This is a genomic window from Burkholderia sp. MSMB1498, assembly GCF_001526245.1.
Lineage (GTDB): Bacteria > Pseudomonadota > Gammaproteobacteria > Burkholderiales > Burkholderiaceae > Burkholderia > Burkholderia savannae.
On sequence record NZ_LOYJ01000121.1, the window covers coordinates 1 to 21,977 of the forward strand.

The following is a 21,977-nucleotide window of genomic DNA, read 5'->3' on the forward strand; positions in this document are numbered from 1 at the left end:
TGGCGGACTGGCGGACTGGCGGACTGGCGGACTGGCGGACTGGCGGACTGGCGGACTGGCGGACTGGCGGACTGGCGCCGCGCGCGAAAGAACGCGCGCGGCGCCGCGGCGCTCAGACGGCGCCTTCCCAGTACCCGGGCCGCGCATACGCGGCGCGCAGATAGTCGATGAAATAGCGGACCCGCGCCGGCACGTAGCGTTGCTGCGGATAGACGGCGAGGATGTCGTAGTCGGGCAGCGCGAATTCGTCGAGCACCGTTTCGAGCTCGCCGCGCGCGAGCTGCTGCGCGATCTCCCACGTCGAGCGCCAGCCGAGCCCGAGCCCTTCCGACACCCAGCGGTGCAGCAGCTCGCCGTCGTTGCAGTCGAGCGCGCCCGACACGCGCATCGTCACGAGCTTGCCGTTGCGCCGGAAGTACCAGCCGCGGTTCTGCCCGCCCTGCAGATTGAACGCGAGGCAGTTGTGGCCCGCGAGATCGTCGAGCGTTTTCGGCCGGCCGTGCCGGCGCAGGTACTCGGGCGTCCCGCACACGACGCGCCGGTTCGACGCGAGCTTCACCGCGACGAAGTTCGGATCGACCGCGCCGCCGATCCGGATCGACAGGTCGTAGCCCTCGCGCACGAGATCGACGACGCGATCGGTCAGATTGAACGACATCTGCAAGTCGGGCTTGTCCGCGATGAACCCGGGCGCGAGCGGCGCGACGTGCTTGCGCCCGAACGCAGCGGGCGCCGACACGATCAGGTGCCCGCTCACCGCGCGGCGCCCGGCCGCCATCTCGTTTTCCGCCTGCGCCCATTCGGTGAGGAGCCCGCGGCAACGCTCGAGGAACGCGGCGCCGTCCTCGCTGACGACGAGCCGCCGCGTCGACCGGTACATCAGCTTCACGCCGAGGCGCTTCTCGAGCGCGTCGATGCGCCGCCCGAGCACGACGGGCGACACCCCTTCCTCGAGCGCGGCCGCCGCGAGGCTGCCCGCGTCGGCGACCCGCACGAAGGTCTCGATCTGCTTGAACCGGTCCATCCGCCGTCTCCTCACCGCCCCGCGCGGCCGCCCGCGCCCGGCATTCGATACTTTTAGTTTCGAAATAAGCGACTCGAGCGAATCTTATCAAACCTTTCCGGTGTCCCTAAAGTGTCTTCGACACCAGCGATACCCGCGATTCGCATCGAACTAGGAGACATTTCATGGCCAGGATGAGAGCCGTCGACGCCGCCGTGCTCGTGCTCGAGAAGGAAGGCGTGCAGACCGCGTTCGGCGTGCCGGGCGCCGCGATCAACCCGCTGTATTCGGCGCTGCGCCGCTCGGGCGCGATCGGGCACGTGCTCGCGCGGCACGTCGAAGGCGCGTCGCACATGGCGGAAGGCTACACGCGCGCCGCCCCCGGCAACATCGGCGTGTGCATCGGCACGTCGGGCCCCGCCGGCACCGACATGATCACGGGCCTCTATTGCGCATCGGCCGATTCGATCCCGATCCTCGCGATCACCGGCCAGGCGCCGCGCGCGCGGCTCTACAAGGAAGACTTCCAGGCGGTCGACATCGAATCGATCGCGAAGCCCGTCACGAAATGGGCGGTCACGGTGCGCGAGCCGGCGCTCGTGCCGCGCGTGTTCCAGCAGGCGTTCCATCTGATGCGCTCGGGCCGCCCGGGCCCCGTGCTGATCGATCTGCCGATCGACGTGCAACTCGCCGAGATCGAGTTCGACATCGCCACCTACGAGCCCTTGCCCATCTACAAGCCGCGCGCGACGCGCGCGCAGATCGAGGCCGCGCTCGCGATGCTCGACGAAGCCGAGCGCCCGCTCATCGTGTCGGGCGGCGGCGTGATCAACGCGGCGGCCGAGCATCTGCTCGTCGAATTCGCGGAAACGCTCGGTGTGCCGGTGATCCCGACGCTGATGTCGTGGGGCGCGATCGCCGACGACCATCCGCTGATGGCGGGCATGGTCGGCCTGCAGACCTCGCACCGCTACGGCAACGCGACGCTGCTCGCGTCCGACTTCGTGCTCGGCATCGGCAACCGCTGGGCGAACCGCCACACGGGCAGCATCGACGTCTACACGAAGGGCCGCAAGTTCGTGCACGTCGACATCGAGCCGACGCAGATCGGCCGCGTGTTCGGCCCCGATCTCGGCATCGTGTCGGATGCGAAGGCGGCGCTCGAGCTGTTCGTCGACGTGGCGCGCGAATGGAAGGCCGCGGGCAAGCTGAAGGATCGCGGCGCGTGGGCCGCCGACTGCCGGCAACGCAAGCGCACGCTGCAGCGCAAGACGCATTTCGACGACGTGCCCGTGAAGCCGCAGCGCGTGTACGAAGAGATGAACAAGGCGTTCGGCCGCGACACGTGCTACGTGAGCACGATCGGGCTGTCGCAGATCGCGGCCGCGCAGTTCCTGCACGTGTACAAGGCGCGCAACTGGATCAACTGCGGCCAGGCGGGCCCGCTCGGCTGGACGATTCCCGCCGCGCTCGGCGTGCGCGCGGCCGATCCGCAGCGCCCGATCGTCGCGCTGTCGGGCGACTACGACTTCCAGTTCATGATCGAGGAGCTCGCGGTCGGCGCGCAGTTCAAGCTGCCGTACGTGCACGTCGTCGTGAACAACTCGTATCTCGGCCTCATTCGCCAGGCGCAGCGCGCGTTCGACATGGACTACTGCGTGCAGCTCGCGTTCGACAACATCAACGCGCCCGAGGTGAACGGCTATGGCGTCGATCACGTCGCCGTGGCCGAGGGGCTCGGCTGCAAGGCGCTGCGCGTGTTCAAGCCCGAGGAGATCGCGCCCGCGCTCGAGCGCGCGCGGCAGTTGACGGCCGAGTTCAGCGTGCCCGTCGTCGTCGAGGTGATGCTCGAGCGCGTGACGAACATTTCGATGGGCGCCGAGATCGACGCGATCAACGAGTTCGAGGATCTCGCGGAGAAGGCCGAGCATGCGCCGACCGCGATCTCGCTGCTCGACTGATGCGCATCGCGCTCGCCGCTTTACTTGTTTGCTTGCTCGATTGGATTGATCAGCATCGCTGATCAGTTCAGTTCGACCGATTCGACTTGCTCAACTGACCGACCAGCGAGACCACGAACATGCCGAAATTCGCAGCCAATCTGACGATGCTGTTCAACGAGGTGCCGTTTCTCGACCGTTTCGAGGCGGCGGCCGACGCGGGCTTTTCCGCCGTCGAGTTCCTGTTTCCGTATCCGTACGCAAAGGAGGAGCTTGCCGAGCGGCTCGAAGCGAACCGCCTGCGCCTCGTGCTGCACAACCTGCCCGCGGGCGACTGGGATCGGGGCGAGCGCGGAATCGCGTGCCTGCCCGATCGCGTCGGCGAATTCCAGGACGGCGTCGGCCGCGCGATCGACTATGCGCGCGCGCTGAAGGTGCCGCAGCTCAATTGCCTCGTCGGCATCGCGCCGGCGAGCGCAAAGCGCGACGCGACGCTCGCGACGATCGTCGAGAACCTGCGCTTCGCCGCCACCGAACTGAAGAAGGCCGGCATGCGCCTGCTCGTCGAGCCCTGCAATTCGTACGACCTCCCGGGCTTCGCGCTCAACCGCTGCGCCGAAACGCTCGACGTGATCCGCGCGGCCGGCGCCGACAACCTCTTCCTGCAATACGACATCTATCACATGCAGCGGATGGAGGGCGAGCTCGCGGCGACGATCGAAAAGCATCTCGGATCGATCGCGCACATCCAGCTCGCGGACAACCCGGGCCGTCACGAGCCCGGCACGGGCGAAATCAACTATGCGTTTCTGTTCGATCGGCTCGACGCGCTCGGCTACGACGGCTACGTCGGCTGCGAATACAAGCCGCGCACGACGACGGCGGAAGGCCTCGGCTGGCTGCAGCAGATCGCGCGCGTCGATGCGAAGCGCGCCGGCACCGGCATGTGATCCGGTGCGCACGCGAACGCATCCGCTCATCCGCTCATTAGGCATCCACATTAGGCATCCACGATTCACAGGACTCACGGGAGACATCGCAATGGCAACGATCGGCTTCATCGGCCTCGGCATCATGGGCGCGCACATGGCGCGCAACCTGCTCAAGGGCGGCCACCGCCTCGTCGTGAACGGCGCGTATCCGGTGCCCGCCGATCTGCGCGAGCACGCGCAGGTCGCAGCGAATTCGACGGCCGTCGCGCAAGCGTCCGAGATCGTGATCTCGATGGTGCCCGACACGCCCGACGTGCGAAACGCGCTGTTCGCCGACGACGGCGTCGCGAAGGGGCTCGCGGCCGGCAAGCTCGTGATCGACATGAGCTCGATCTCGCCGCTCGACACGCGCGAGTTCGCCAAGGAGATCAACGCGCTCGGCTGCGACTATCTCGACGCGCCCGTGTCGGGCGGAGAAGTCGGCGCGCGCGATGCGACGCTCACGATCATGGTGGGCGGCCCGCAGCGCGCGTTCGAGCGCGCGAAGCCCCTCTTCGACCTGATGGGCAGGAACGTCTCGCTCATCGGCGACAACGGCGCGGGCCAGACCTGCAAGGTCGCGAATCAGATCATCGTCGCGCTGAACCTCGAGGCGGTCGCCGAGGCGCTCCTCTTCGCCGCGCGCTCGGGCGCCGATCCGGAGCGCGTGCGGCGCGCGCTGATGGGCGGTTTCGCGTCGTCGCGGATTCTCGAGCTGCACGGCGAGCGGATGACGAAGCGCACGTTCGAGCCGGGCTTCCGCATCGACCTGCATCGCAAGGACCTGAATCTCGCGCTCGACGGCGCGCGCCGGATGAACATCGCGCTGCCGCACACGGCGAGCGCGCAGCAGCTCTTCAGCGTGTGCGCGGCCAACGGCGGCGGCGCATGGGATCACTCGGCGATCGTGCGCGCGCTCGAGATCATGTCGAACTTCGAGATCGGCGAGCCGCAAAGCGACAAGAAAGTCGCGTGAACGAATGCGGCGGCGCGGCGCGGCGAATCGCGTCGGTGCGATGAAGCGGCGATGAAGCGGCTGCAAATCGGCGGTGCATCGGCGCATCGGCGAAGAGGAAAAGCGCAGCGCCGATGCGCCGCGGCGCGAGCGCCGTAAGCGCAGATGCCCGCCGTTCGGCTCGCACGCGCGCCGCTCGAATCGGGCATCGGTCAACACACCGTTCGCGCGAGCGAACGCAGCGCCGCGATGTCGCCCGTGTCCTGCGCGACGGCGTCGCTTAACACGACAACGAGTCGTCCGCGTGACGCTCGATGCAATCGAACGCGATGCGCGCGCGGCGCATCGTCGATGGGGCGCCTCGCCGCGTGCGCGTTGCATGCGGCGAGGCAAACAAAGCCGCTTTCGGCTGAGAGCGGCAGGTGGGTCCGCAGCGGCACCCGGCGCCGACGGGGAAGCCTTGGTCGGTCAGACGTCGTCGTCGGGTGTCCGTCTGTCGGATTCGTCACAGCACGTATTACATTTCTTTACGTTCGCCGAAGCGATTTTTCATGCAATTTGCAACGCGAACGCCTACACTTTCGCGACGCCTTTCGAGAAGCGCCGCACCGCTTTCGCGCTTCTCGCGACTTCACGGCGCATCTTTTTTCAATCACCTGAAGGAGTGTTGCGATGGGTCTTCTTTCGTTCATCAAGGAAGCGGGTGAAAAGCTGCTCGGCAAGAGCGACGAGCAAGCCGCGAGCGATCCGGCCGCAGCCAATCAGACGGCCGGCGATGCGATCAAGAACTACATCTCCGCACAGGGCCTCGACACGTCGAACCTGACGGTCGCGTTCGACGGCGCGTCGCGCACCGTCACGCTGTCGGGCAGCGTCGCGGACCTCGATACGAAGGCGAAGGTCAAGGTGGCGGCGGGCAACGTGCAAGGCGTCGCGGGCGTGAACGACGACGACCTGCAACCGGACGATCCGCAAGTGCAGTACCACGACGTCGTCTCCGGCGACAATCTCTGGAAGATCGCCGAGAAGTACTACGGCGACGGCTCGAAGAACGACGCGATCTTCCAGGCGAACCGCCCGATGCTCTCGAGCCCCGACAGGATCTATCCGGGCCAGAAGCTCGTGATTCCGCCGCAGTCCTGAACGACGCGCGCAGCGGCGCATCATGTGAAAAAAGCGGACCCACGGGTCCGCTTTTCTTTTATGCGCCGACGCCGCCTGCGGCTCGATTCGACGCGATGCATTCGGACGCGAAGCGGCCCGCGCGCCGCGCCGCGCGCGAGATGCGCGCCGGCCCGCCTATCCGCCTATCCGCCGATCAATACGTATCGAACACCCGCTGCAATTCGCGCACGTCGGCGACGCCCGCCGCGAGCGCGAGCATCAACAGCACGCGCGCCTTGTACGGATTGAGCGAGCCCGCGCTCACGAAGCCGAGCGCGTCGTCGTTCGCCGCGCCGTTGCGCATCACGTGCCCCGAGCCGACGCGCGACGCGCGCACGATCGCAACGCCCTTCGCCGCCGCGTCGGCCAGCGCCGTCTGCAGCGTCGCGTGGATCGAGCCGTTGCCCGTGCCCGCGACGACGAGCCCACGCGCGCCCGCGGCAACGCACGCGTCGACCATCGCGCGCGACGCGCCCGCGTAGCTCGCGACGACGTCGACCTGCGGCCACGCGGCGCCGATCGCGAAGCGCGAGTCGAGCGTATGCGGGCGCGTCGCGCGCCGCGCGAATTCGATGCGGCCGTCCTGCACCCAGCCAAGCGCGCCGAGTTCCGGCGAATGGAACGCGTCGACCGCGTAGGTGCTCGTCTTCACGACGTCGCGCGCGCCGTGTATCCGGTTGTTGAACGCGACGAGCACGCCCTGCCCGCGCGCCGCCTCGCTGCCTGCGACGGCCACCGCGTTCAGCAGGTTGAGCGGGCCGTCCGACGACAGCGCGGTCGCGGGCCGCATCGCCGCCGTCATCACGACGGGCTTCGCGGTCTTCACGGTCAGATGCAGCAGGTAGGCGGTTTCTTCGAGCGTGTCGGTGCCGTGCGTGATCACGATGCCGTCGATCGCGTCGCTCGCGGCGAGCGCGTCGATCCGCTCGACGAGCGTCGTCCACAGCGCGGGCGACAGATCCTTGCTGTCGATGCTCGCGACCTGCTCGGCTGCGATCGTCGCGATCTGCGCGAGCGCGGGCACGGCGGCGAGGAGCCGGTCGACGCCGAGCGCGCCCGCCTGATAGCCGGCCGTCTGCGCGGCGTCGGGCGCGGCGCCCGCGATCGTGCCGCCCGTCGCGAGAACGGCGATGCGTGGCAGCGTGCGCGGCGTCGCGCTCGAAACGTTGGGGGGGCTGGAAGATGTCGGTGCGTTCATGGCCGCGATTGTAACGGCAGCCGGCCTCCGCCCGGCAAGCGCGGAGTTTTCCCGAGTGCGCGCACGCGCGGCGCGAACCGGACGCGCCGGCCTCGCGCCGCCCGACGCGCGCCGTTCGCACTCCCGCACGATGCGCGCGCGACGCGCGAGATCGCGCGCGCCGCGCCTTCTCGCGTTATCTCGAAATAGACAAAATCGCCGGCGCCGCCCGACTGCGCCGCCCGGAAAAAGCGCGCGGCGCACGCACGCGAAGGCCGTCCGAAACGCTTGCGGCACCGGCGTTTGCAGCCTTGCGAAAGCATTTCGGCCACGGCCGGCGAGCGCGCTGCGCGCCCGATCCGTTGCGCGGCCGTCACGCGAAAATTAACGCACCGCTCGTTTTCCCCGAGTATTTTGTCGTTTCGGCGCCAATTTGCCATAATGCAAACCGCGATCCGCGCAGCCGCGCGATTCATCGCTTATCGAACAAGATGCAACTCACCCACCGGGAGTGTCCAATGAAGATCCGATCGCTGATGGCCGCGCTGCTCGTCGGCGGCGTGCTGGCAACGCCTGCATTCGCCGCAAACAGCCAGCAGGACAAGATGAAGGCATGCAATGCGCAGGCCGCCGGCAAGACGGGCGACGAGCGCAAGGCGTTCATGAAGGACTGTCTGTCGGCGAAGCCGGCGAAGAAGATGTCGCAGCAGGAAAAGATGAAGGCCTGCAACACGCAAGCCGCCGGCAAGACGGGCGACGATCGCAAGGCGTTCATGAAGGGCTGCCTGTCGGCGAAGCCCGCCGCCTGACGCTTCCGGCGAATCGGCACGATGCCGCGCACCGTTTCGACGGGCGCGGCACTTTCTTTTGCGACGCACGCATTCGCGCGCGGCCGACTGCGGCGTTTCGCCGCGTTTTCTTCTATGATGGCTGCAGCGCGGCCCTCCCCACCAAAACGAAGCGCCATCGGGCCGCCCTCATGACAGATGCGCGCCGCGCATCAAACGGAGGCACGGGATGGCATGGAGACAAAGCCGCTGGTTTCGGCGCTGGCTGATCGTGATCGTGTTCTGGGCGGTGCCTGTCGCGATCGTCGCCGTGCGCGAGATCCGCGAGGAAATGGCGTACAACTACGCCGACCTCGAGCTGGCGCTCACGACCTGGGAGCTCACCGGCGCGCAACGCGCGGCGGGCGCGGCGGCGGTCTGCCGCGGCGAGCCGGACGAGGCGCGCGCGGCAGGCTGCCCCGCCAACGTGCTCGCGGCGAACGCGCGCCGTCAGCAGGAGGCGCGCGACGAATTCGCGGTGCGCAAGCGCACGCTCGCGGGCTATCTGTGGCATGCGTTCGTCGGTTACTGGATCGTTCCCGCCGCGTTCCTGTTTGCATGCGGCGTCGTGATCGGGCTCGTGCGCCGCGCGCTGCGGCGCCCGCCGATCAAGCCGCCCGTTTCGCATCACTGACGTTCGCGCGCCGCGCGGCATCGGCTTCGCCCGCCAAAGCAAACCTTGGCCCACGACAACCCGCGCACGCACGCGCCGCCGCACAATGAAACGCGTCGATTTGACGGTCTTTCACCTTACAGCGGTAAGGCAAAGCATTTCGCTGTGTTATAAAGTCCGGCGTGAACCCGTTCGCGGGAATCACGCTGATCTACACTTGATGGAGAAAAACGATGCAGAAACGCAATCTCGTGTTGAAAGCCGCCGCCGCGCTCGTCGTGGGCAGCCTGGCGCTCGCCGGTTGCACGACGACGCCGGACAAGCCCGCCAACGCAGCGACCAACGCGTCGAAGCGTCAAGCCATCGATGCGAGCACGGACGCCACGCTGTCGCGTCTGTACTCGACGGTGCCCGGCTCGCGTGAGCTCGTCGCGAAGTCGCGCGGCGTGCTCGTGTTCCCGGACGTGATCCAGGCCGGCCTCATCATCGGCGGCCAAACGGGCAACGGCTCGCTGCGCGTGGGCGGCGCGACGGTCGGCTACTACAACACCTCGTCGCTGTCGGTCGGCCTGCAGGCGGGCGCACAATCGAAGGCGATCGTGTTCCTGTTCATGACGCAGGACGCGCTCGACAAATTCCGCAACTCCGACGGCTGGGCGGCCGGCGCCGACGCGTCGGTCGCGCTCGTGAAGATGGGCGCGAACGGCGCGATCGACACGACCACGGCGACCGCGCCCGTCGAAGTGATCGTGCTGACGAACGCCGGGCTGATGGGCGACGTGTCGATCAGCGGCACGAAGGTCACGAAGCTGAAGATCTGACGCCCGCGCACGCGGCCGCCGCATCGATGGCAAGCGGCGGCCGACACGAAAACGGCGATGCGCTTTTACCGCGCATCGCCGTTTTTTCATGCGTCGCCGCAACGCGCGGCGCGGCGCCGGGGCACACGGGGCGACGGCGGGCCGAGACGCACCCTGCCGCGCCGCTCGCCTCGTTCGTTCAAGACGCCGAATCGATCACCTTGAAGCGCGAGCGCTTCTGCGCGCGAATCAGCGATTGATAGACGTCGACGTATTGCTGCGCCATCCGGCGCGACGTGAAGCGCTCCTCGAAGCGCGCGCGCACCCGGTTGCGCGGCAGCGTGTACAGCCGGTTCACGGCCGCGACGGCGCTGATCTCATCCTCGACGATGAAGCCCGACACGCCCTCGTCGATCACCTCCGGCACCGCGCCGCGGTTGAACGCGATGACGGGCGTGCCGCACGCCATCGCCTCGATCATCACGAGGCCGAACGGCTCGGGCCAGTCGATCGGAAACAGCAGCGCATGCGCGCCCGACAGGAACGCCGCCTTCTCGTGATCGGCGATCTCGCCGATGAACTCGACGTGCGGCAGCGCGAAGAGCGGCTTGATCTCGCGCTCGAAATACTCTTCGTCCGCCGCGTCGATCTTCGCCGCGATGCGAATGCGCATCCCGCAGCGCTGCGCGATCCGGATCGCCGTGTCGACGCGCTTTTCCGGCGAGATCCGGCCGAGGAACGCGAGATACGACTGCTCGACGGGCTGCGGCGTGTAGAGCGTCTCGGGCAACCCGTGATGGACCGTCGTCAGCCACTTCGCCTGCGGCATCGGCTGGCGCTGCGCGTTCGAGATCGAGATCACGGGCGCGGTGTCGAACGTGTCGAACACCGGCTGCTGCTCCGGCAGATCGAGGCGGCCGTGCAGCGTCGTCACGAACGGCGTCTCCTGCCGCTTGAAGACCGAGAACGAGTAGTAATCCATGTGGAAATGGAGCACGTCGAAATCCCGCGCGCGGCGCGCGACGGTCTCCATCAGCAGCATGTGCGGCGCGATCCGGTCGCGGATCGACGAATCGAGCCGCAACGCGCGCGGCCACACCGCGTCGAGCTTCGCGCGCGTGATCGAATCGCCGCTCGCGAACAGCGTCACGTCATGCCCCAGGTCGACGAGCGCCTCGGTGATGTACGACACGACGCGCTCGGTTCCGCCGTACAGCTTCGGCGGCACTGATTCGGTCAACGGAGCGATCTGCGCAATTCTCATGGGTACGATCTCCAGTGGCGGCCGGCCCGCGAGCCGGCGTCGGGCGACGCCCGCAGACCGCCATTATTAGCGATCGGCGCGCATCCCAGCGGACCGATTGCATTTTTTGGGGCTTGTTACAGGCGAGATACATTCAGCCCAGCCGCATCTTTGCAGCCGCGGCGGACGTTGCCCAGAAACCTGGCCCTCTTTGTCCGATTCCGATGCGCCGTGCCGCCGCGGCGGCGTTCCGCGGCGCTCGCCGCCCCGCCGCCGCTGCCTGCCGCCCTCACCGCGCCGCCTTCATCGCGCCGGCCATTTCCATGCCGGCAAGTCGAGCGCGTCCGAATCGACGATCCGCGTCGCGCCCAGCGCCTTCTCGAGCACGATCGAATGGCTGCCCGGCTCGCGTTCGAGCGATGCGACGAGGCGCGCCGCATGCGACACGACGATCACCTGCGAGCGCCCCGCCGCCTGCGCGATCAGCCGGCCGAGCGCGGGCAGCAGGTCGGGATGCAGGCTCGTCTCCGGCTCGTTCAGCACGAGCAGCGCGGGCGGGCGCGGCGTGAGGAGCGCCGCGACGAGCAGCAGGTAGCGCAGCGTGCCGTCCGACAACTCGGCCGCGCGCAGCGGCCGCAGCAGCCCCGGCTGCCGCATCAGCACCTCGAAGCGGCCGCGCCTGCCCGGATTGTCGATCTCGAGCCGCGCGCCGGGAAACGCGTCGTCGAGCGCCGCGTCGAGCGCGGCGGCGTCGCCGATCTCGTAGATCGTCTGCAGCGCGGCCGCGAGATCGCCGCCGTCGTCGGACAGCACCGGCGTATGCGTGCCGACCTGCGCGAGCCGCGCGGGCGCGAGCGCGTCGGTGCGGAAATGATCGTAGAAGCGCCACGAGCGAATCCGCTCGCGCATCGCGATCATCTCGGGCGCGCCGCGCGGGTCGGCGAACTCGGTCATCATGCTGTCGAAACTCGCGACGGGCTGCGCAACGGTCCGCCAATCGCCCGCTTCATCGCGCGTGCGCAACTGCGCGCCGCGCCGATCGACGAGCAGCGTCGACGGCCGCGGCATCGGCCCGCTCCAGATGCACTCGCGCTTGATGACCGGATCGAGCCCGAACTCGGTTTCGCCGTTGAGCGGCGGCAGCCCGAGATCGATCGCGTAGCCGAAGTCTTCGCACGCGAAGCCGAGTTTCAGGCTCACCGGCTCGCTGCGCACCGTGCCCGTCACCGGCACCTCGCCCGCGAGCATGCCGCGCGAGAAGCGCTCGGGGCCCGCCCATAGCGTCGACGGCAGCCCGCCCTCGCGCGCGAGCGACGGAATCACCCGGCCCTGCGCGGTATCCGCGAGCAGGCGCAGCGCGCGATAGAGGCTCGATTTGCCGCTGCCGTTCGGCCCGGTGATCACGTTGAGCGCCGTGAGCGGCACGATGAGATCGCGCAACGACCGGTAATTGGCGATGGCGAGGGCGGTGAGCGGCGGCATCGAAAAATCGGCGGATCGCATCGGCGAATTGTTGAACCGTTGAATCGTTGATGGAGGAGGCGAACGGCGATCGATGCGCGCGGCGGCCTCATGTCGGCCTCATGTCGGCCTCATGTCTGCCTTATGTCGGCCCCACGTCGGCCCCACGTCGGCCCCACTCGGCCAGCGCGCCGCGCGGACCGCTCGCGCGATGTCCGCGTCGTGCGCCCGCGCATCCCGCGCGGCGCATGCCCGCAACGCGGCGTGCCGCACCGCCCGGCGCGCTCAATGCGGCGCGCGCGGCACGCCGGTCTCGGCCGTCGTCGGGTCCGCCGCGGTGAACGCCGCCGTGCTCGCGGCCGGCTCCTGCACGCGCCCGCCCGGATGCGGCTCGCGCGCGCCGGCGTCGGGCGCCGTCCATTCGTTGCGCTCGCGCGGCAGGCAGTGCGGATAGTGCGCGTTGATGAACGCGATGAGCCCCTCGCGCACGCGGCAGCGCAAATCCCACGCAAGCGACGAATCGCGCGCGCTGACGAGCGCGCGCAACTGCATCGAGCGCTCGGTCGCGTCGGTCACCTGCAGCACCTGCACGCGGCCGTCCCATTCGGGCGCGGCGGCGACGATCCGCGCGAGCTCCGCGCGCAGCGGCTCGAGCGGCAGCCGATAGTCGACGTACAGGAACACCGTGCCGATCAGCTCGGCGCTGCTGCGCGTCCAGTTCTGAAAGGGATTTTCGATGAACCACTGCAGCGGCACGACGAGCCGCCGCTGATCCCACAGGCGCACCGACACATAGGTGCCCGTGATCTCCTCGATGCGCCCCCACTCGCCCTGAATGATGACGACGTCGTCGAGCCGGATCGGCTGCGACAGCGCGATCTGCAGCCCGGCGATCAGGTTGCCGAGCACCGGGCGCGCGGCGATGCCGGCGACGAGGCCCGCGACGCCCGCCGACGCGAGAAGACTCGCGCCGACCTGCCGCACGTTCGGAAACGTCATCAGCGCGGCGCCCGCGCCGACGATCACGATCAGCACCATCACGGTTCGCGCGAGCACGCGGGTCTGCGTGTGGATGCGGCGCGCCTCGAGGTTGTCGGGCGTGTCGATCGGATGCGCGCGGATGATCGCGTCGCCGACCGCGGCGGCAAGCCGCATCAGCAGCCAAGTCAGCGCCACGATCGTGCCGACCGCCGCGATCGTGCGCAGCCCGCCCGCATGCGGCAGCGATTCGTCGACCTGCAGCCACAGGAACTCGAGCGCGAGGAACGACAGCAGGACGAGCGACGGCCGGTCGGCGTACGACACGATCTCGCTCATGACCGGATAAGGCCGGGCGATCGGCACGACGATGCGCGCGCCGATCCGGTGAATGCCCGCGATCACGAGCACGACGAGCGCCGACACGGCCAGCGTGCCGAGCCAGCTATGAAGCGGCGCATCGGCGATGCGCCACAGGTCGTCGATCGTCAACATGCGCGCCGTGTCTCCGTCAGGTTCGCGGGGAACGCGTCCCCGCGCCGGGGCGGCGGCCGGCCCGGATCAATAGCCGCGGCAGGGAAACGCCTTGCCGAGCCCGAGCGACACCGCCGTGCTCGCGTTGTAGTCGGCGAGCTTGGGGTTCTCCGCGATGTACTTGCGCACCGCGTCGGTCATCTGCTGCGACTTGATGTCGGGCGGCAGACAGAAGTACTGGCCGACGCGCGGCCCCGTGGTGCCGCCGATCGCGTCGATCGTGTTGTAGACGCCGTCCGCCGCGCCCTCGATGTACGCCGCGCACGACGCCCGCGACTTGACGTCGGTCTTCGCGCACAGCTTGTCGAGGTCGCCGGCCGTGAAGGCGGCCGCCGTCAGCGGCACGGCGAACGCGGCGGCGCAAAACATAGCCCGCAACATGAATCTTCCTTATGTCAGGAGGCGAAACCGCCGATACTTCGAAAGGCGCGGCAGCCCGCCGCGCCGAAAGTCACTATTTTGCACTCTTTTGCGCATTCGGCGCTGGCGCGTCGCCGATGCGCACCGTGCGCTTCGACAGAATCCCGGTTGCGTCCGGCGCGTTGTAGTGCTTCGCGAAGTCGAGCGCGGTGACGCCGAGCTGGTTCTTCAGCGCGGGATCGGCGCCCTGGTCGAGCAGCAGCGTGACGGTCGAGCCGTGGTTGCCGCGCGCCGCCATCATCAGCGGCGTCGTGCCGTTCGGCGACGCGGCGTCGATGTACGCGGACTTGTCGAGCAGATACTTGACGACCTCGTCGTTGCCGTTCGTCGCCGCGTAGTGCAGCGGCGACCAGCCCTTCTTGCTCACTTCGGCGCCCTTGTCGACGAGCAGCTTGACGAGCGGCAGATCGCCGTTCAGCGCGGCGAGCATCAGCGCGTTCTCGCCCGCCTTGTCTTCCTTGTCGAGCTCGACGTTCGGCGCGGCGGCGAGCGCCGCCGCGACCTGATCGGACTTCTCGCGCGCGGCGATCACGAGGAGCGGATCGCCGTTCGGCGCGATCGTGTTCGGGTCGAGGCCGTTCTTCAGCTGCTTCGAGATGTCCTTGATGTCGTCGAACTTGACGGCCTTCACGATCCCGTCGAGCGACTCCGCGTGCGCGGGCGCCGCCGCGAACACGCCGAGCCCGCCCGCGACCGCGAGCGTGCGCAGCACGGCGCTCATCGTGCGTTGTTTCGACAAGTGTTTGATCGACTTCATTTTTTTCAGCTCCTACCCCTGGTTGACTGGGCTGGCGTCGCCCGCGCGGGCGATCTTGAACAGCCGGAAAAAGTTCTGCGACGTCGCGGCGCCGAGCGCCTCGTCGGTCATCCCGCGTTGCGCCGCGATAAAGCGTCCGACATGGCTGACGTACGCAGGTTCATTCGGCTTGCCGCGATACGGCACCGGCGCAAGATACGGCGAATCGGTCTCGATCAGCAGCCGGTCGAGCGGCACGCGCCGCGCGACGTCCTGCACGTCGGTCGCGTTCTTGAACGTGACGATGCCGGAAAGCGAGATGTGGAAGTTCTGCGCGAGCGCGGCCTCGGCGACGGGCCACGGCTCGGTGAAGCAGTGCATCACGCCGCCCGGCACGCTCGCGCGCTCCTCGGCCATGACCCGCAGCGTATCCTCCGACGACGCACGCGTGTGGACGATGAGCGGCTTGCCCGTCGCGTGCGCCGCGCGAATGTGCGTGCGAAAGCGCGCGCGCTGCCACTCCATGTCGGCGATCGAGCGGCCTTCGAGGCGGTAATAGTCGAGGCCCGTCTCGCCGATCGCCACCACCTTCGGATGCGCGGCGAGCTCGACGAGCTCGGCCACCGTCGGCTCCTTCGCGTCCTCGTGGTCGGGATGCACGCCGACCGACGCGAAAACGTTGTCGTGATCGCGCGCGATCGCGAGCACGGACGGCAGCGTCTCGAGATCGACCGATACGCAAAGCGCGTGCGTGACGCCGTGCTCGCGCATGTTGTCCAGCACTTGCGGCAGACGGTCGGCGAGGCCTTCGAAATTGATGTGACAGTGTGAATCGACGAACATGTTGAATTCTTCCTTGCTGCGCGACGCGCAGCGCGCGACGGCGCCGGCGAAGCGGGCGCGCCGGCTGCGCCGCGCGCTTACGCTTCGACGAGCCGCTTGCCGACGATCACGAGATCGCGCTCGACGCCGTCGAGCACCGCGACGCGCGGCAGCGTGCCCCAGGTCGCGAAGCCGTAGCGCGCGAAGAGCCGCAGGCTCGGCTCGTTGTGGCCGAAGATGAAGCCGAGCGCCGTGTGGATGCCGAGCGCCGGCGCCTTCGCGAGCGCCGCCTCGAGCAGCCGGCTGCCGAGCCGGTTGCCGCGCGCGGCCTCGTCGAGATAGATGCTGATCTCCGCCGTATGGCCGTATGCCGGACGCCCGTAGAAATCGGAGAAACTCAGCCACGCGATCACCTGCCCCGCGCCCTCGACGACCCACAGCGGCCGCACGTGCGGATTGTGCGCGTCGAACCACGCGCGGCGGCTTTCGATCGTCACGGGCTCGGTGTCGGCCGTCACCCGGCGCGACGCGATCGTCGAATTGTAGATCGCGACGATCGCGGGCAGGTCGTCCGGCGTGGCGTCGCGATAGGCAAGCTCGGTCATGGAAGGCAATCCGATAGATGAAACGGTTGGCAGGCTACGCGAACAGCTCGCGGTAGCCGAGAAACAGCTCTTCGAACACGAGGCGCGCGCTGAGCGGATGGTTCTCCACCGCGCGCTGCCGCGTAACCGTCTTCAGGAAGCGCGCGAACGCGTTCGAATCGACGGCGGCCGCGCAGCGCGCGAGCGCCGCGCGCTGCGCGGGAAAATAGCGCGGCGCGCCCGCCGCGCGCTCGGCGAGCAAGTCGTACAGCCAGCGCTGCAGCCAGCCGAGCACGACGGGCACGGGCAGCTTCTGCAGCGTCTCGCCGCACGCGAACGGATCGCACGCGGCGCCCGCCGCGAGCTGCGCGAGCGTCCAGTCGCGCAGCGGCCGGTTCTCGTCGTTCGCGAGCGCGAGCGCGGCGAGCGGCGCGCCGCCCGCTTCGGCGAGCAGCGCGCCCGCGTCGGCGACGTCCTGCGCCGCGAGCCAGGCCGCCGCCGAGTCGAGCGCGGGCACCGCCATCGGCCACTGGCGGCAACGGCTCACGATCGTCGGCAAAAGCCGGTCGATGCGCGCGGACGCGAGCAGGAACACGACGCCCGGCGGCGGCTCCTCGAGCGTCTTCAACAGCGCGTTCGCGGCCGCGACGTTGAGCGCCTCGGCCGGATACAGCACGACGACGCGCGCGCCGCCGCGATGCGACGCGATTGCGCAAAAGTCGACGAGCGCGCGCACCTGCTCGATCTTGATTTCCTTGCTCGGCGTCTTGGTCTTCTTGCCGCCTTCGTCGGCGTCGGCGGCCTTCGGCTCGTCGGCCGCGCCCGGCAGCTCGGCTGCGAGCGCCTCCGGCACGACAATCCGGTAATCGGGGTGGTTGCCCTGCTCGAACCACGAACACGCGGCGCACGCGCCGCACGGCTCGCCGTTCTCATGCGGCGCCTCGCACAGGAAGCCCTTCGCGAGATGCCGCGTGAACGCGAGCTTGCCGATCCCCGCCTGGCCGTACAGCAAAAGTGCGTGCGGCCAATGCGCGCGCAGCGCCTGCAGGCGGTTCCAGTCGTCGGTCTGCCACGGATAGATCATCGTTCGCGTCGTCCTTTCGTCACAGCGCGGCGAGCACGCCGTCGAGCTTCTTGCGGATCTGCGGGATCGGCTCGCTCGAATCGACGATCACGAAGCGATGCGGCGCCTCCTGCGCGCGGCGCAGATACTCGGCGCGCGTGCGCGCGAAGAACGCGTCCGATTCGCTTTCGAACTTGTCCGGCATCCGCACCGCGCCGCGGCGCGCGCTCGCGACTTGCGGCGGCACGTCGAACAGCACCGTCAGATCCGGCTGGAAGCCGCCCTGCACCCAGCGCTCGAGCGCCTCGAGCTTGTCGCGCGGCAGCCCGCGCCCGCCGCCCTGATACGCGAACGTCGCGTCGGTGAAGCGGTCCGACACGACCCAGTCGCCGCGCGCGAGCGCGGGCTCGATCACGAGCGCGAGATGCTCGCGCCGGCCGGCGAACATCAGCAGCGCCTCGGTCTCGAGATCCATCGGCTGGTTCAGGAGAATCTCCCGCAGCGTCTCGCCGAGCTGCGTGCCGCCCGGCTCGCGCGTGACGACCACGTGCCGGCCGGCCGGCCCGAGCCTTTCCTGAAGCCGGTCGCAGAACCACTGCAGATGCGTGGTCTTGCCCGCGCCGTCGATCCCTTCGAACGTGATGAATTTGCCACGCGCCATTCATTGACCTCGTATGTATTTGTCCACGGCCTTGTTGTGATCCCCTAGCGTGTCCGAAAAAACGCTCGTGCCGTCGCCCTTCGCGACGAAATAGAGCGCGGACGTCGCCGCCGGGTTCACCGCGGCATAGAGCGCCGCCTCGCCCGGCAGCGCGATCGGCGTCGGGGGCAGCCCGCGGCGCGTGTAGGTATTGTACGGAGTGTCCGTCTGCAGATCGCGCTTGCGCAGCCGCCCGGCGTACGCATCGCCCATTCCGTAGATCACCGACGGATCGGTCTGCAGCGGCATCCCGGCCCGCAGGCGGTTCGCGAACACGCCCGAGACGAACGCGCGATCGGCCGCGCGCCCCGTCTCCTTCTCGACGAGCGACGCGATCGTCAGCGCTTCGTAAGGCGTCTGGAACGGCAGGCCGGGCCGGCGCGCCGTCCACGCGTCGGCCAGGCGCGTCTGCATCAGCTTGTACGCGCGGCGATAGACGTTCAGGTCGCTCGCGCCCCTGTCGAACAGGTAGGTGTCCGGAAAGAACAGGCCCTCGCCGCTGCCGCGCGCCACGGCCTCGTCGGACGCGCCGATCGCGCGCAACAGTTCCGCGTCGCTCATCCCGGCGCTCGCGTGCGCGAGCGCCGCGTTCGCGTCGAGCTCCGCGCGCATCCGCCGGAACGTCCAGCCCTCGATCACCGTGACGACGTACTCGTTGACGTCGCCGCGCGCAACCTTCTGCAGCACCTCGTAAGGGGTCACGCCCGTCTTGAATTCGTAGTTGCCCGACTTGAGCCGGCTCGACAGGAACAGCGCGCGCGTCATCGCGACGAAGAGCCTCGGCTCGACGGGCACGCCGCCGTGCGCAAGCTGCTGCGCGACGCTGCGCACGCTGCTGCGGGGATTGATCGTGACGTCGAGGGTCGGCGTGGCGAGCGCGAGCGGCCGAGTGGCCCAGTAATAGGCGCCGCCCGCGCAAGCGGCGCCCAGCAATACGACGGCGAGCGCCGCGAACGCGGCGCACTTCTTCAGTAGGGACATGCGGAACGTGAATCAGGTAAGACCCATATAATACTTGCTCGCCTCTGCCAAAGTCAGGATTGACTGTTCCCTCATTCCATGAGCACACCGATCGCCTCCCCGGCCGCGCAGGCCGCCGTCCCCGCCGCGCTGCCGGCGCCGCCCCGTCCGCGCCCCGACGATTTCGCCGCCGTGCTCGAGCGCGGCGCGTTCACGGTGCTCGAACAGTTCGGCATCGTCGATGTGACGGGCGCCGACGCCGCGACGTTCCTGCACGGCCAGCTGACCAACGACATCGAGCATCTCGATGCGGCGAGCGCGCGCCTGGCCGGCTACTGCTCGCCGAAGGGGCGCCTGCTCGCGTCGCTCCTCGCATGGCGCGCGGGTCACGACGTGCGCCTTCTCGTGTCGAAGGACGTGCAGCCCGCCGTGCAGAAGCGCCTGTCGATGTTCGTGCTGCGCGCGAAGGCGAAGCTCGCCGACGCGAGCGGCGCGCTCGTCGCGGTCGGCTTCGCGGGCGACGTGCGCGCCGCGCTGTCGGGCGTCTTCGACGCGCTGCCGGACGGCGTCCATACGAAGGTCGACGCGCCCGCCGGCGCGCTGATCCGCCTGCCCGACGCGGCCGGCCGCGCGCGCTATCTGTGGATCGCCGCGCGCGCCGAGCTCGACGCGCGCCTGCCCACGCTCGAAGCCGCGCTGCCGCGCGTGTCGGCCGCCGTCTGGGACTGGCTCGACGTACGCGCGGGCGAGCCGCGCATCACGCAGCCCGCCGCCGAGCAGTTCGTCCCGCAGATGGTCAACTTCGACGTGATCGGCGGCGTGAACTTCCGCAAGGGCTGCTATCCGGGCCAGGAAGTCGTCGCCCGCAGCCAGTATCGCGGCACGATCAAGCGCCGCACCGCGCTCGCGCACCTCGCCGTGGGCACCGACGCCGCGCATGCGGGCGTCGAGCTCTATCATTCGGACGACCCCGGCCAGCCGTGCGGGATGATCGTGAACGCGGCGGCGGCGCCCGAGGGCGGCGTCGACGCGCTCGTCGAGATCAAGCTCGCCGCGCTCGAGAGCGGCTCGGTCCACCTAGCATCCGCGAGCGGTCCGACGCTCGCGTTCCTGCCGCTTCCCTACGCGCTGCCCGCCGAAGCCTGACGGCCGCGCGCCGCCGGACGGCATGCGCCGCGGCGCGCCGCCCGGCCTCACCCAGCGAGGATATCGCCCGATGTGCCTGATCGTATTCGATTGGCAGCCCGACGCCGCGCAAGGCCCGGTGCTGACGCTCGCCGCGAACCGCGACGAATTCTTCCGCCGCACGAGCGCGCCGCTCAGCTGGTGGAGCGACGCGCCGCACGTGCTCGCGGGCCGCGATCTCGAGGGCGGCGGCACATGGCTCGGCGTCGCGCGCGACGGCCGCTTCGCCGCGCTCACCAATTACCGCGCGCCGTTCGATATCCGCGCCGGCGCGCCGACGCGCGGCAAGCTCGTGTCCGAGTTCCTGACGGGCAAGAACATGGCGCCGCTCGACTATCTCGCGAACGTCGCCGAGAAGGCCGTGTTCTACAACGGCTTCACGCTGCTCGCGGGCGACGTCAAGCGCGGCGAGCTCGCATGGTACTGCAATCGTCCGGCCGACGCGCAGCCGGCCCCCGGCGCACCCGCGCTCGTCGCGCCCGGCGTGCACGGGCTGTCGAACGCGCGGCTCGATACGCCCTGGCCGAAGCTCGTCAACAAGCGCAGCGAGCTCGGCGCACTGCTGACCCGGGACGCGGCGGCGCCGCTCGACGCGCTGATCGGGATGATGCGCGACGCGCGCGAAGCGGCGGACGACGCGCTGCCGCACACCGGCATTCCGATCGAGCGCGAGCGCGCGCTGTCCGCCGCGTTCATCGAGACACCCGAATACGGATCGCGCGGCACGACCGCGCTGCGCGTCGGGCGCGATGTCGAGGGACGGCTGAAGTTCGACGTCAAGGAGCGCTGCGACGACGACGGCTCGCACCGGATTGTGCGGCCGGGCACGTTCGAGCGCGCGTTCACGTTCGACGCGGACGGCGGGGGCGCCGCGGCGCGGTAACGGTTTCGGCTGCGGGTCCAGGGTCCAGGTTCGGAGCCGGCATCGACGGCGGGCTGGCGGCCAGCTCCACCGTGCTCTTTTTTTCGAGCGCCGGCTTCATGCTCCGGACTCCACTTCGGGCAACGGATTTCGAGCTTCCGAGCTTCCGGCTCATAGTTCGCGAAGTCGCGCGTCCGACCACGTCGAAAATTGGGAGCGCCTGCGCCGAGCGACAAAGGCCGCCGAACCGAAATCGGCGATCGCGACGGCGCCACGCCCCGTCGCGGCGCCTCCCCGCGCTCCAATCCGTTCATCCATTACAGCCGCTCAGACCGATCGCAATCGCGCTCCGCCCCTCGTTACACGCTTCGCATGCACCCGCCCGTCCGGCGCACTCGCCCGATGCCGCATCGCCGCTCACGGCTCGCGCGCCATCTCGACATGCGGCACGCCCGCCTCGACGAACGGCTCGCCGACGATCCGAAAACCGAGCCTCAAATAGAACGCGATCGCACGTTGCTGCGCATAGAGCCGCACGAGCGCGTCGCCGCGCGCCCGCGCTTCGGCGAGGAGCGCATCCAGGAGCCGCGAGCCGACGCCGCGCCCGCGCGCGTCGGCGAGCACCGACACCCGACCGATCGCGCCCGTCGGCAGCAGCCGCCCCGTCGCGACCGCGCGTCGTGCGCCCGCCGCTCGGTCGACCAGATACGCAACCGCGTGATGCGCATGCGGATCGTCGTCGTCGAGGTCGAGCTCGGCCGGAATGCGCTGCTCGCGCACGAACACCGCGTCGCGAATTCGTGATGCGTCGCAGCCGAGGTGCGACCAGTCGCCGGTTTCGATCTCGATGCTGTCCATGTGCCGCATCCTCGTTAGCCCATTCGGATCGGACGCCGCATGCCGCTTGCCGCGTGCGCGCCGCGCTTGTCCGGTCGTTTCATGTCGCCCGGACCGCTCCCGAGAGCGGCCGGACCCGCAT

General features: G+C 69.2%; 22 protein-coding genes. 9 read left to right on the forward strand and 13 right to left on the reverse strand.

Features of this window, described 5'->3' with window-relative positions; genetic code table 11:
- Positions 1–112: 112 nt before the first annotated feature.
- Positions 113–1,024 (reverse strand): LysR family transcriptional regulator, encoded by a 912-nt coding sequence (locus WS91_RS28220; protein ID WP_038744577.1) that lies wholly within the window; start codon positions 1,022–1,024, stop codon positions 113–115.
- 164 nt (positions 1,025–1,188) lie between these two features.
- Here WS91_RS28220 and gcl point away from each other — a divergent pair, with 164 nt between their 5' ends.
- The 4 genes from gcl to lysM all read left to right on the forward strand — a co-directional run bounded on the left by gcl (position 1,189) and on the right by lysM (position 6,012).
- Entirely contained in the window at positions 1,189–2,964 is a 1,776-nt protein-coding gene (gcl, locus tag WS91_RS28225; RefSeq protein WP_059580770.1) for a glyoxylate carboligase, read from the forward strand.
- Positions 2,965–3,083: 119 nt separating this feature from the next.
- Positions 3,084–3,893, forward strand: coding sequence for a hydroxypyruvate isomerase (gene hyi / locus WS91_RS28230; protein WP_059642983.1), 810 nt, complete (start codon positions 3,084–3,086; stop codon positions 3,891–3,893).
- A 91-nt stretch (positions 3,894–3,984) separates the two neighbouring features.
- On the forward strand, positions 3,985–4,890 hold the full coding sequence (locus WS91_RS28235; RefSeq protein ID WP_038744581.1) for a 2-hydroxy-3-oxopropionate reductase: 906 nt from the start codon (positions 3,985–3,987) through the stop codon (positions 4,888–4,890).
- A gap of 651 nt (positions 4,891–5,541) precedes the next feature.
- Positions 5,542–6,012, forward strand: coding sequence for a peptidoglycan-binding protein LysM (gene lysM / locus WS91_RS28240; RefSeq protein WP_038744583.1), 471 nt, complete (start codon positions 5,542–5,544; stop codon positions 6,010–6,012).
- Between the two features lie 175 nt (positions 6,013–6,187).
- Here lysM and WS91_RS28245 read toward each other — a convergent pair whose 3' ends face one another.
- Positions 6,188–7,231 carry an asparaginase gene (locus WS91_RS28245; RefSeq protein ID WP_038744584.1) on the reverse strand — a complete coding sequence of 348 codons (1,044 nt, stop codon included), beginning with the start codon at positions 7,229–7,231 and terminating at the stop codon, positions 6,188–6,190.
- Positions 7,232–7,728: 497 nt separating this feature from the next.
- On the opposite strand from WS91_RS28245, the gene WS91_RS28255 reads away from it, so the two are divergent.
- The 3 genes from WS91_RS28255 to WS91_RS28265 all read left to right on the forward strand — a co-directional run bounded on the left by WS91_RS28255 (position 7,729) and on the right by WS91_RS28265 (position 9,471).
- A complete protein-coding gene (locus WS91_RS28255; protein ID WP_038744586.1) occupies positions 7,729–8,019 on the forward strand; it encodes a PsiF family protein in 291 nt (96 codons plus the stop codon).
- Between the two features lie 208 nt (positions 8,020–8,227).
- Positions 8,228–8,671 (forward strand): membrane protein, encoded by a 444-nt coding sequence (locus WS91_RS28260; RefSeq protein WP_038744588.1) that lies wholly within the window; start codon positions 8,228–8,230, stop codon positions 8,669–8,671.
- 212 nt (positions 8,672–8,883) lie between these two features.
- Positions 8,884–9,471 (forward strand): BPSL1445 family SYLF domain-containing lipoprotein, encoded by a 588-nt coding sequence (locus WS91_RS28265; protein WP_038744590.1) that lies wholly within the window; start codon positions 8,884–8,886, stop codon positions 9,469–9,471.
- 178 nt (positions 9,472–9,649) lie between these two features.
- On the opposite strand, the gene WS91_RS28270 is transcribed toward WS91_RS28265, so the two are convergent.
- The 10 genes from WS91_RS28270 to mltG form a co-directional block, all read right to left on the reverse strand.
- Positions 9,650–10,714, reverse strand: a complete 1,065-nt coding sequence (locus WS91_RS28270; protein WP_038744591.1) for a glycosyltransferase family 4 protein — start codon at positions 10,712–10,714, stop codon at positions 9,650–9,652.
- A gap of 282 nt (positions 10,715–10,996) precedes the next feature.
- A complete protein-coding gene (locus WS91_RS28275) occupies positions 10,997–12,175 on the reverse strand; it encodes an AAA family ATPase (RefSeq protein ID WP_059580897.1) in 1,179 nt (392 codons plus the stop codon).
- Positions 12,176–12,439: 264 nt separating this feature from the next.
- Positions 12,440–13,627: a mechanosensitive ion channel family protein gene (locus WS91_RS28280; RefSeq protein WP_059642993.1), complete on the reverse strand. Its 1,188-nt coding sequence runs from the start codon at positions 13,625–13,627 to the stop codon at positions 12,440–12,442.
- A 66-nt stretch (positions 13,628–13,693) separates the two neighbouring features.
- The gene (locus WS91_RS28285; protein WP_038744594.1) at positions 13,694–14,047 is read right to left on the reverse strand and encodes a Rap1a/Tai family immunity protein; all 354 of its coding nucleotides are present in this window, start codon (positions 14,045–14,047) and stop codon (positions 13,694–13,696) included.
- A 73-nt stretch (positions 14,048–14,120) separates the two neighbouring features.
- On the reverse strand, positions 14,121–14,843 hold the full coding sequence (locus tag WS91_RS28290) for an ankyrin repeat domain-containing protein (protein ID WP_038744596.1): 723 nt from the start codon (positions 14,841–14,843) through the stop codon (positions 14,121–14,123).
- A gap of 12 nt (positions 14,844–14,855) precedes the next feature.
- Positions 14,856–15,665 carry a TatD family hydrolase gene (locus WS91_RS28295; protein ID WP_038744597.1) on the reverse strand — a complete coding sequence of 270 codons (810 nt, stop codon included), beginning with the start codon at positions 15,663–15,665 and terminating at the stop codon, positions 14,856–14,858.
- A 77-nt stretch (positions 15,666–15,742) separates the two neighbouring features.
- Positions 15,743–16,249 (reverse strand): GNAT family N-acetyltransferase, encoded by a 507-nt coding sequence (locus WS91_RS28300; RefSeq protein WP_038744599.1) that lies wholly within the window; start codon positions 16,247–16,249, stop codon positions 15,743–15,745.
- A gap of 34 nt (positions 16,250–16,283) precedes the next feature.
- A complete protein-coding gene (locus WS91_RS28305; protein WP_038744600.1) occupies positions 16,284–17,312 on the reverse strand; it encodes a DNA polymerase III subunit delta' in 1,029 nt (342 codons plus the stop codon).
- A 19-nt stretch (positions 17,313–17,331) separates the two neighbouring features.
- Positions 17,332–17,952 carry a dTMP kinase gene (gene tmk / locus WS91_RS28310; protein ID WP_038744601.1) on the reverse strand — a complete coding sequence of 207 codons (621 nt, stop codon included), beginning with the start codon at positions 17,950–17,952 and terminating at the stop codon, positions 17,332–17,334.
- Positions 17,953–18,972 (reverse strand): endolytic transglycosylase MltG, encoded by a 1,020-nt coding sequence (gene mltG, locus WS91_RS28315; protein ID WP_038744603.1) that lies wholly within the window; start codon positions 18,970–18,972, stop codon positions 17,953–17,955.
- Between the two features lie 78 nt (positions 18,973–19,050).
- On the opposite strand from mltG, the gene ygfZ reads away from it, so the two are divergent.
- Positions 19,051–20,097: a CAF17-like 4Fe-4S cluster assembly/insertion protein YgfZ gene (gene ygfZ, locus WS91_RS28320; protein WP_038744604.1), complete on the forward strand. Its 1,047-nt coding sequence runs from the start codon at positions 19,051–19,053 to the stop codon at positions 20,095–20,097.
- Positions 20,098–20,167: 70 nt separating this feature from the next.
- Positions 20,168–21,019 carry an NRDE family protein gene (locus tag WS91_RS28325; RefSeq protein ID WP_059671461.1) on the forward strand — a complete coding sequence of 284 codons (852 nt, stop codon included), beginning with the start codon at positions 20,168–20,170 and terminating at the stop codon, positions 21,017–21,019.
- A 396-nt stretch (positions 21,020–21,415) separates the two neighbouring features.
- On the opposite strand, the gene WS91_RS28330 is transcribed toward WS91_RS28325, so the two are convergent.
- On the reverse strand, positions 21,416–21,856 hold the full coding sequence (locus tag WS91_RS28330) for a GNAT family N-acetyltransferase (RefSeq protein WP_038744606.1): 441 nt from the start codon (positions 21,854–21,856) through the stop codon (positions 21,416–21,418).
- Positions 21,857–21,977 lie beyond the last annotated feature (121 nt).

Excerpts from the sequence above, each read along its gene's own strand:
- tmk (WP_038744601.1), bottom strand. The coding sequence starts at position 17,952 with ATGGCGCGTGGCAAATTCATCACGTTCGAAGGGATCGACGGCGCGGGC.
- WS91_RS28265 (WP_038744590.1), top strand. The coding sequence starts at position 8,884 with ATGCAGAAACGCAATCTCGTGTTGAAAGCCGCCGCCGCGCTCGTCGTG.
- hyi (WP_059642983.1), top strand. The coding sequence starts at position 3,084 with ATGCCGAAATTCGCAGCCAATCTGACGATGCTGTTCAACGAGGTGCCG.
- WS91_RS28235 (WP_038744581.1), top strand. The coding sequence starts at position 3,985 with ATGGCAACGATCGGCTTCATCGGCCTCGGCATCATGGGCGCGCACATG.
- mltG (WP_038744603.1), bottom strand. The coding sequence starts at position 18,972 with ATGTCCCTACTGAAGAAGTGCGCCGCGTTCGCGGCGCTCGCCGTCGTA.
- WS91_RS28275 (WP_059580897.1), bottom strand. The coding sequence starts at position 12,175 with ATGCCGCCGCTCACCGCCCTCGCCATCGCCAATTACCGGTCGTTGCGC.
- WS91_RS28330 (WP_038744606.1), bottom strand. The coding sequence starts at position 21,856 with ATGGACAGCATCGAGATCGAAACCGGCGACTGGTCGCACCTCGGCTGC.
- lysM (WP_038744583.1), top strand. The coding sequence starts at position 5,542 with ATGGGTCTTCTTTCGTTCATCAAGGAAGCGGGTGAAAAGCTGCTCGGC.
- WS91_RS28290 (WP_038744596.1), bottom strand. The coding sequence starts at position 14,843 with ATGAAGTCGATCAAACACTTGTCGAAACAACGCACGATGAGCGCCGTG.
- WS91_RS28255 (WP_038744586.1), top strand. The coding sequence starts at position 7,729 with ATGAAGATCCGATCGCTGATGGCCGCGCTGCTCGTCGGCGGCGTGCTG.
- WS91_RS28295 (WP_038744597.1), bottom strand. The coding sequence starts at position 15,665 with ATGTTCGTCGATTCACACTGTCACATCAATTTCGAAGGCCTCGCCGAC.
- WS91_RS28280 (WP_059642993.1), bottom strand. The coding sequence starts at position 13,627 with ATGTTGACGATCGACGACCTGTGGCGCATCGCCGATGCGCCGCTTCAT.
- ygfZ (WP_038744604.1), top strand. The coding sequence starts at position 19,051 with ATGAGCACACCGATCGCCTCCCCGGCCGCGCAGGCCGCCGTCCCCGCC.
- WS91_RS28245 (WP_038744584.1), bottom strand. The coding sequence starts at position 7,231 with ATGAACGCACCGACATCTTCCAGCCCCCCCAACGTTTCGAGCGCGACG.
- WS91_RS28260 (WP_038744588.1), top strand. The coding sequence starts at position 8,228 with ATGGCATGGAGACAAAGCCGCTGGTTTCGGCGCTGGCTGATCGTGATC.
- WS91_RS28220 (WP_038744577.1), bottom strand. The coding sequence starts at position 1,024 with ATGGACCGGTTCAAGCAGATCGAGACCTTCGTGCGGGTCGCCGACGCG.
- WS91_RS28325 (WP_059671461.1), top strand. The coding sequence starts at position 20,168 with ATGTGCCTGATCGTATTCGATTGGCAGCCCGACGCCGCGCAAGGCCCG.
- WS91_RS28270 (WP_038744591.1), bottom strand. The coding sequence starts at position 10,714 with ATGAGAATTGCGCAGATCGCTCCGTTGACCGAATCAGTGCCGCCGAAG.
- WS91_RS28300 (WP_038744599.1), bottom strand. The coding sequence starts at position 16,249 with ATGACCGAGCTTGCCTATCGCGACGCCACGCCGGACGACCTGCCCGCG.
- gcl (WP_059580770.1), top strand. The coding sequence starts at position 1,189 with ATGGCCAGGATGAGAGCCGTCGACGCCGCCGTGCTCGTGCTCGAGAAG.
- WS91_RS28305 (WP_038744600.1), bottom strand. The coding sequence starts at position 17,312 with ATGATCTATCCGTGGCAGACCGACGACTGGAACCGCCTGCAGGCGCTG.
- WS91_RS28285 (WP_038744594.1), bottom strand. The coding sequence starts at position 14,047 with ATGTTGCGGGCTATGTTTTGCGCCGCCGCGTTCGCCGTGCCGCTGACG.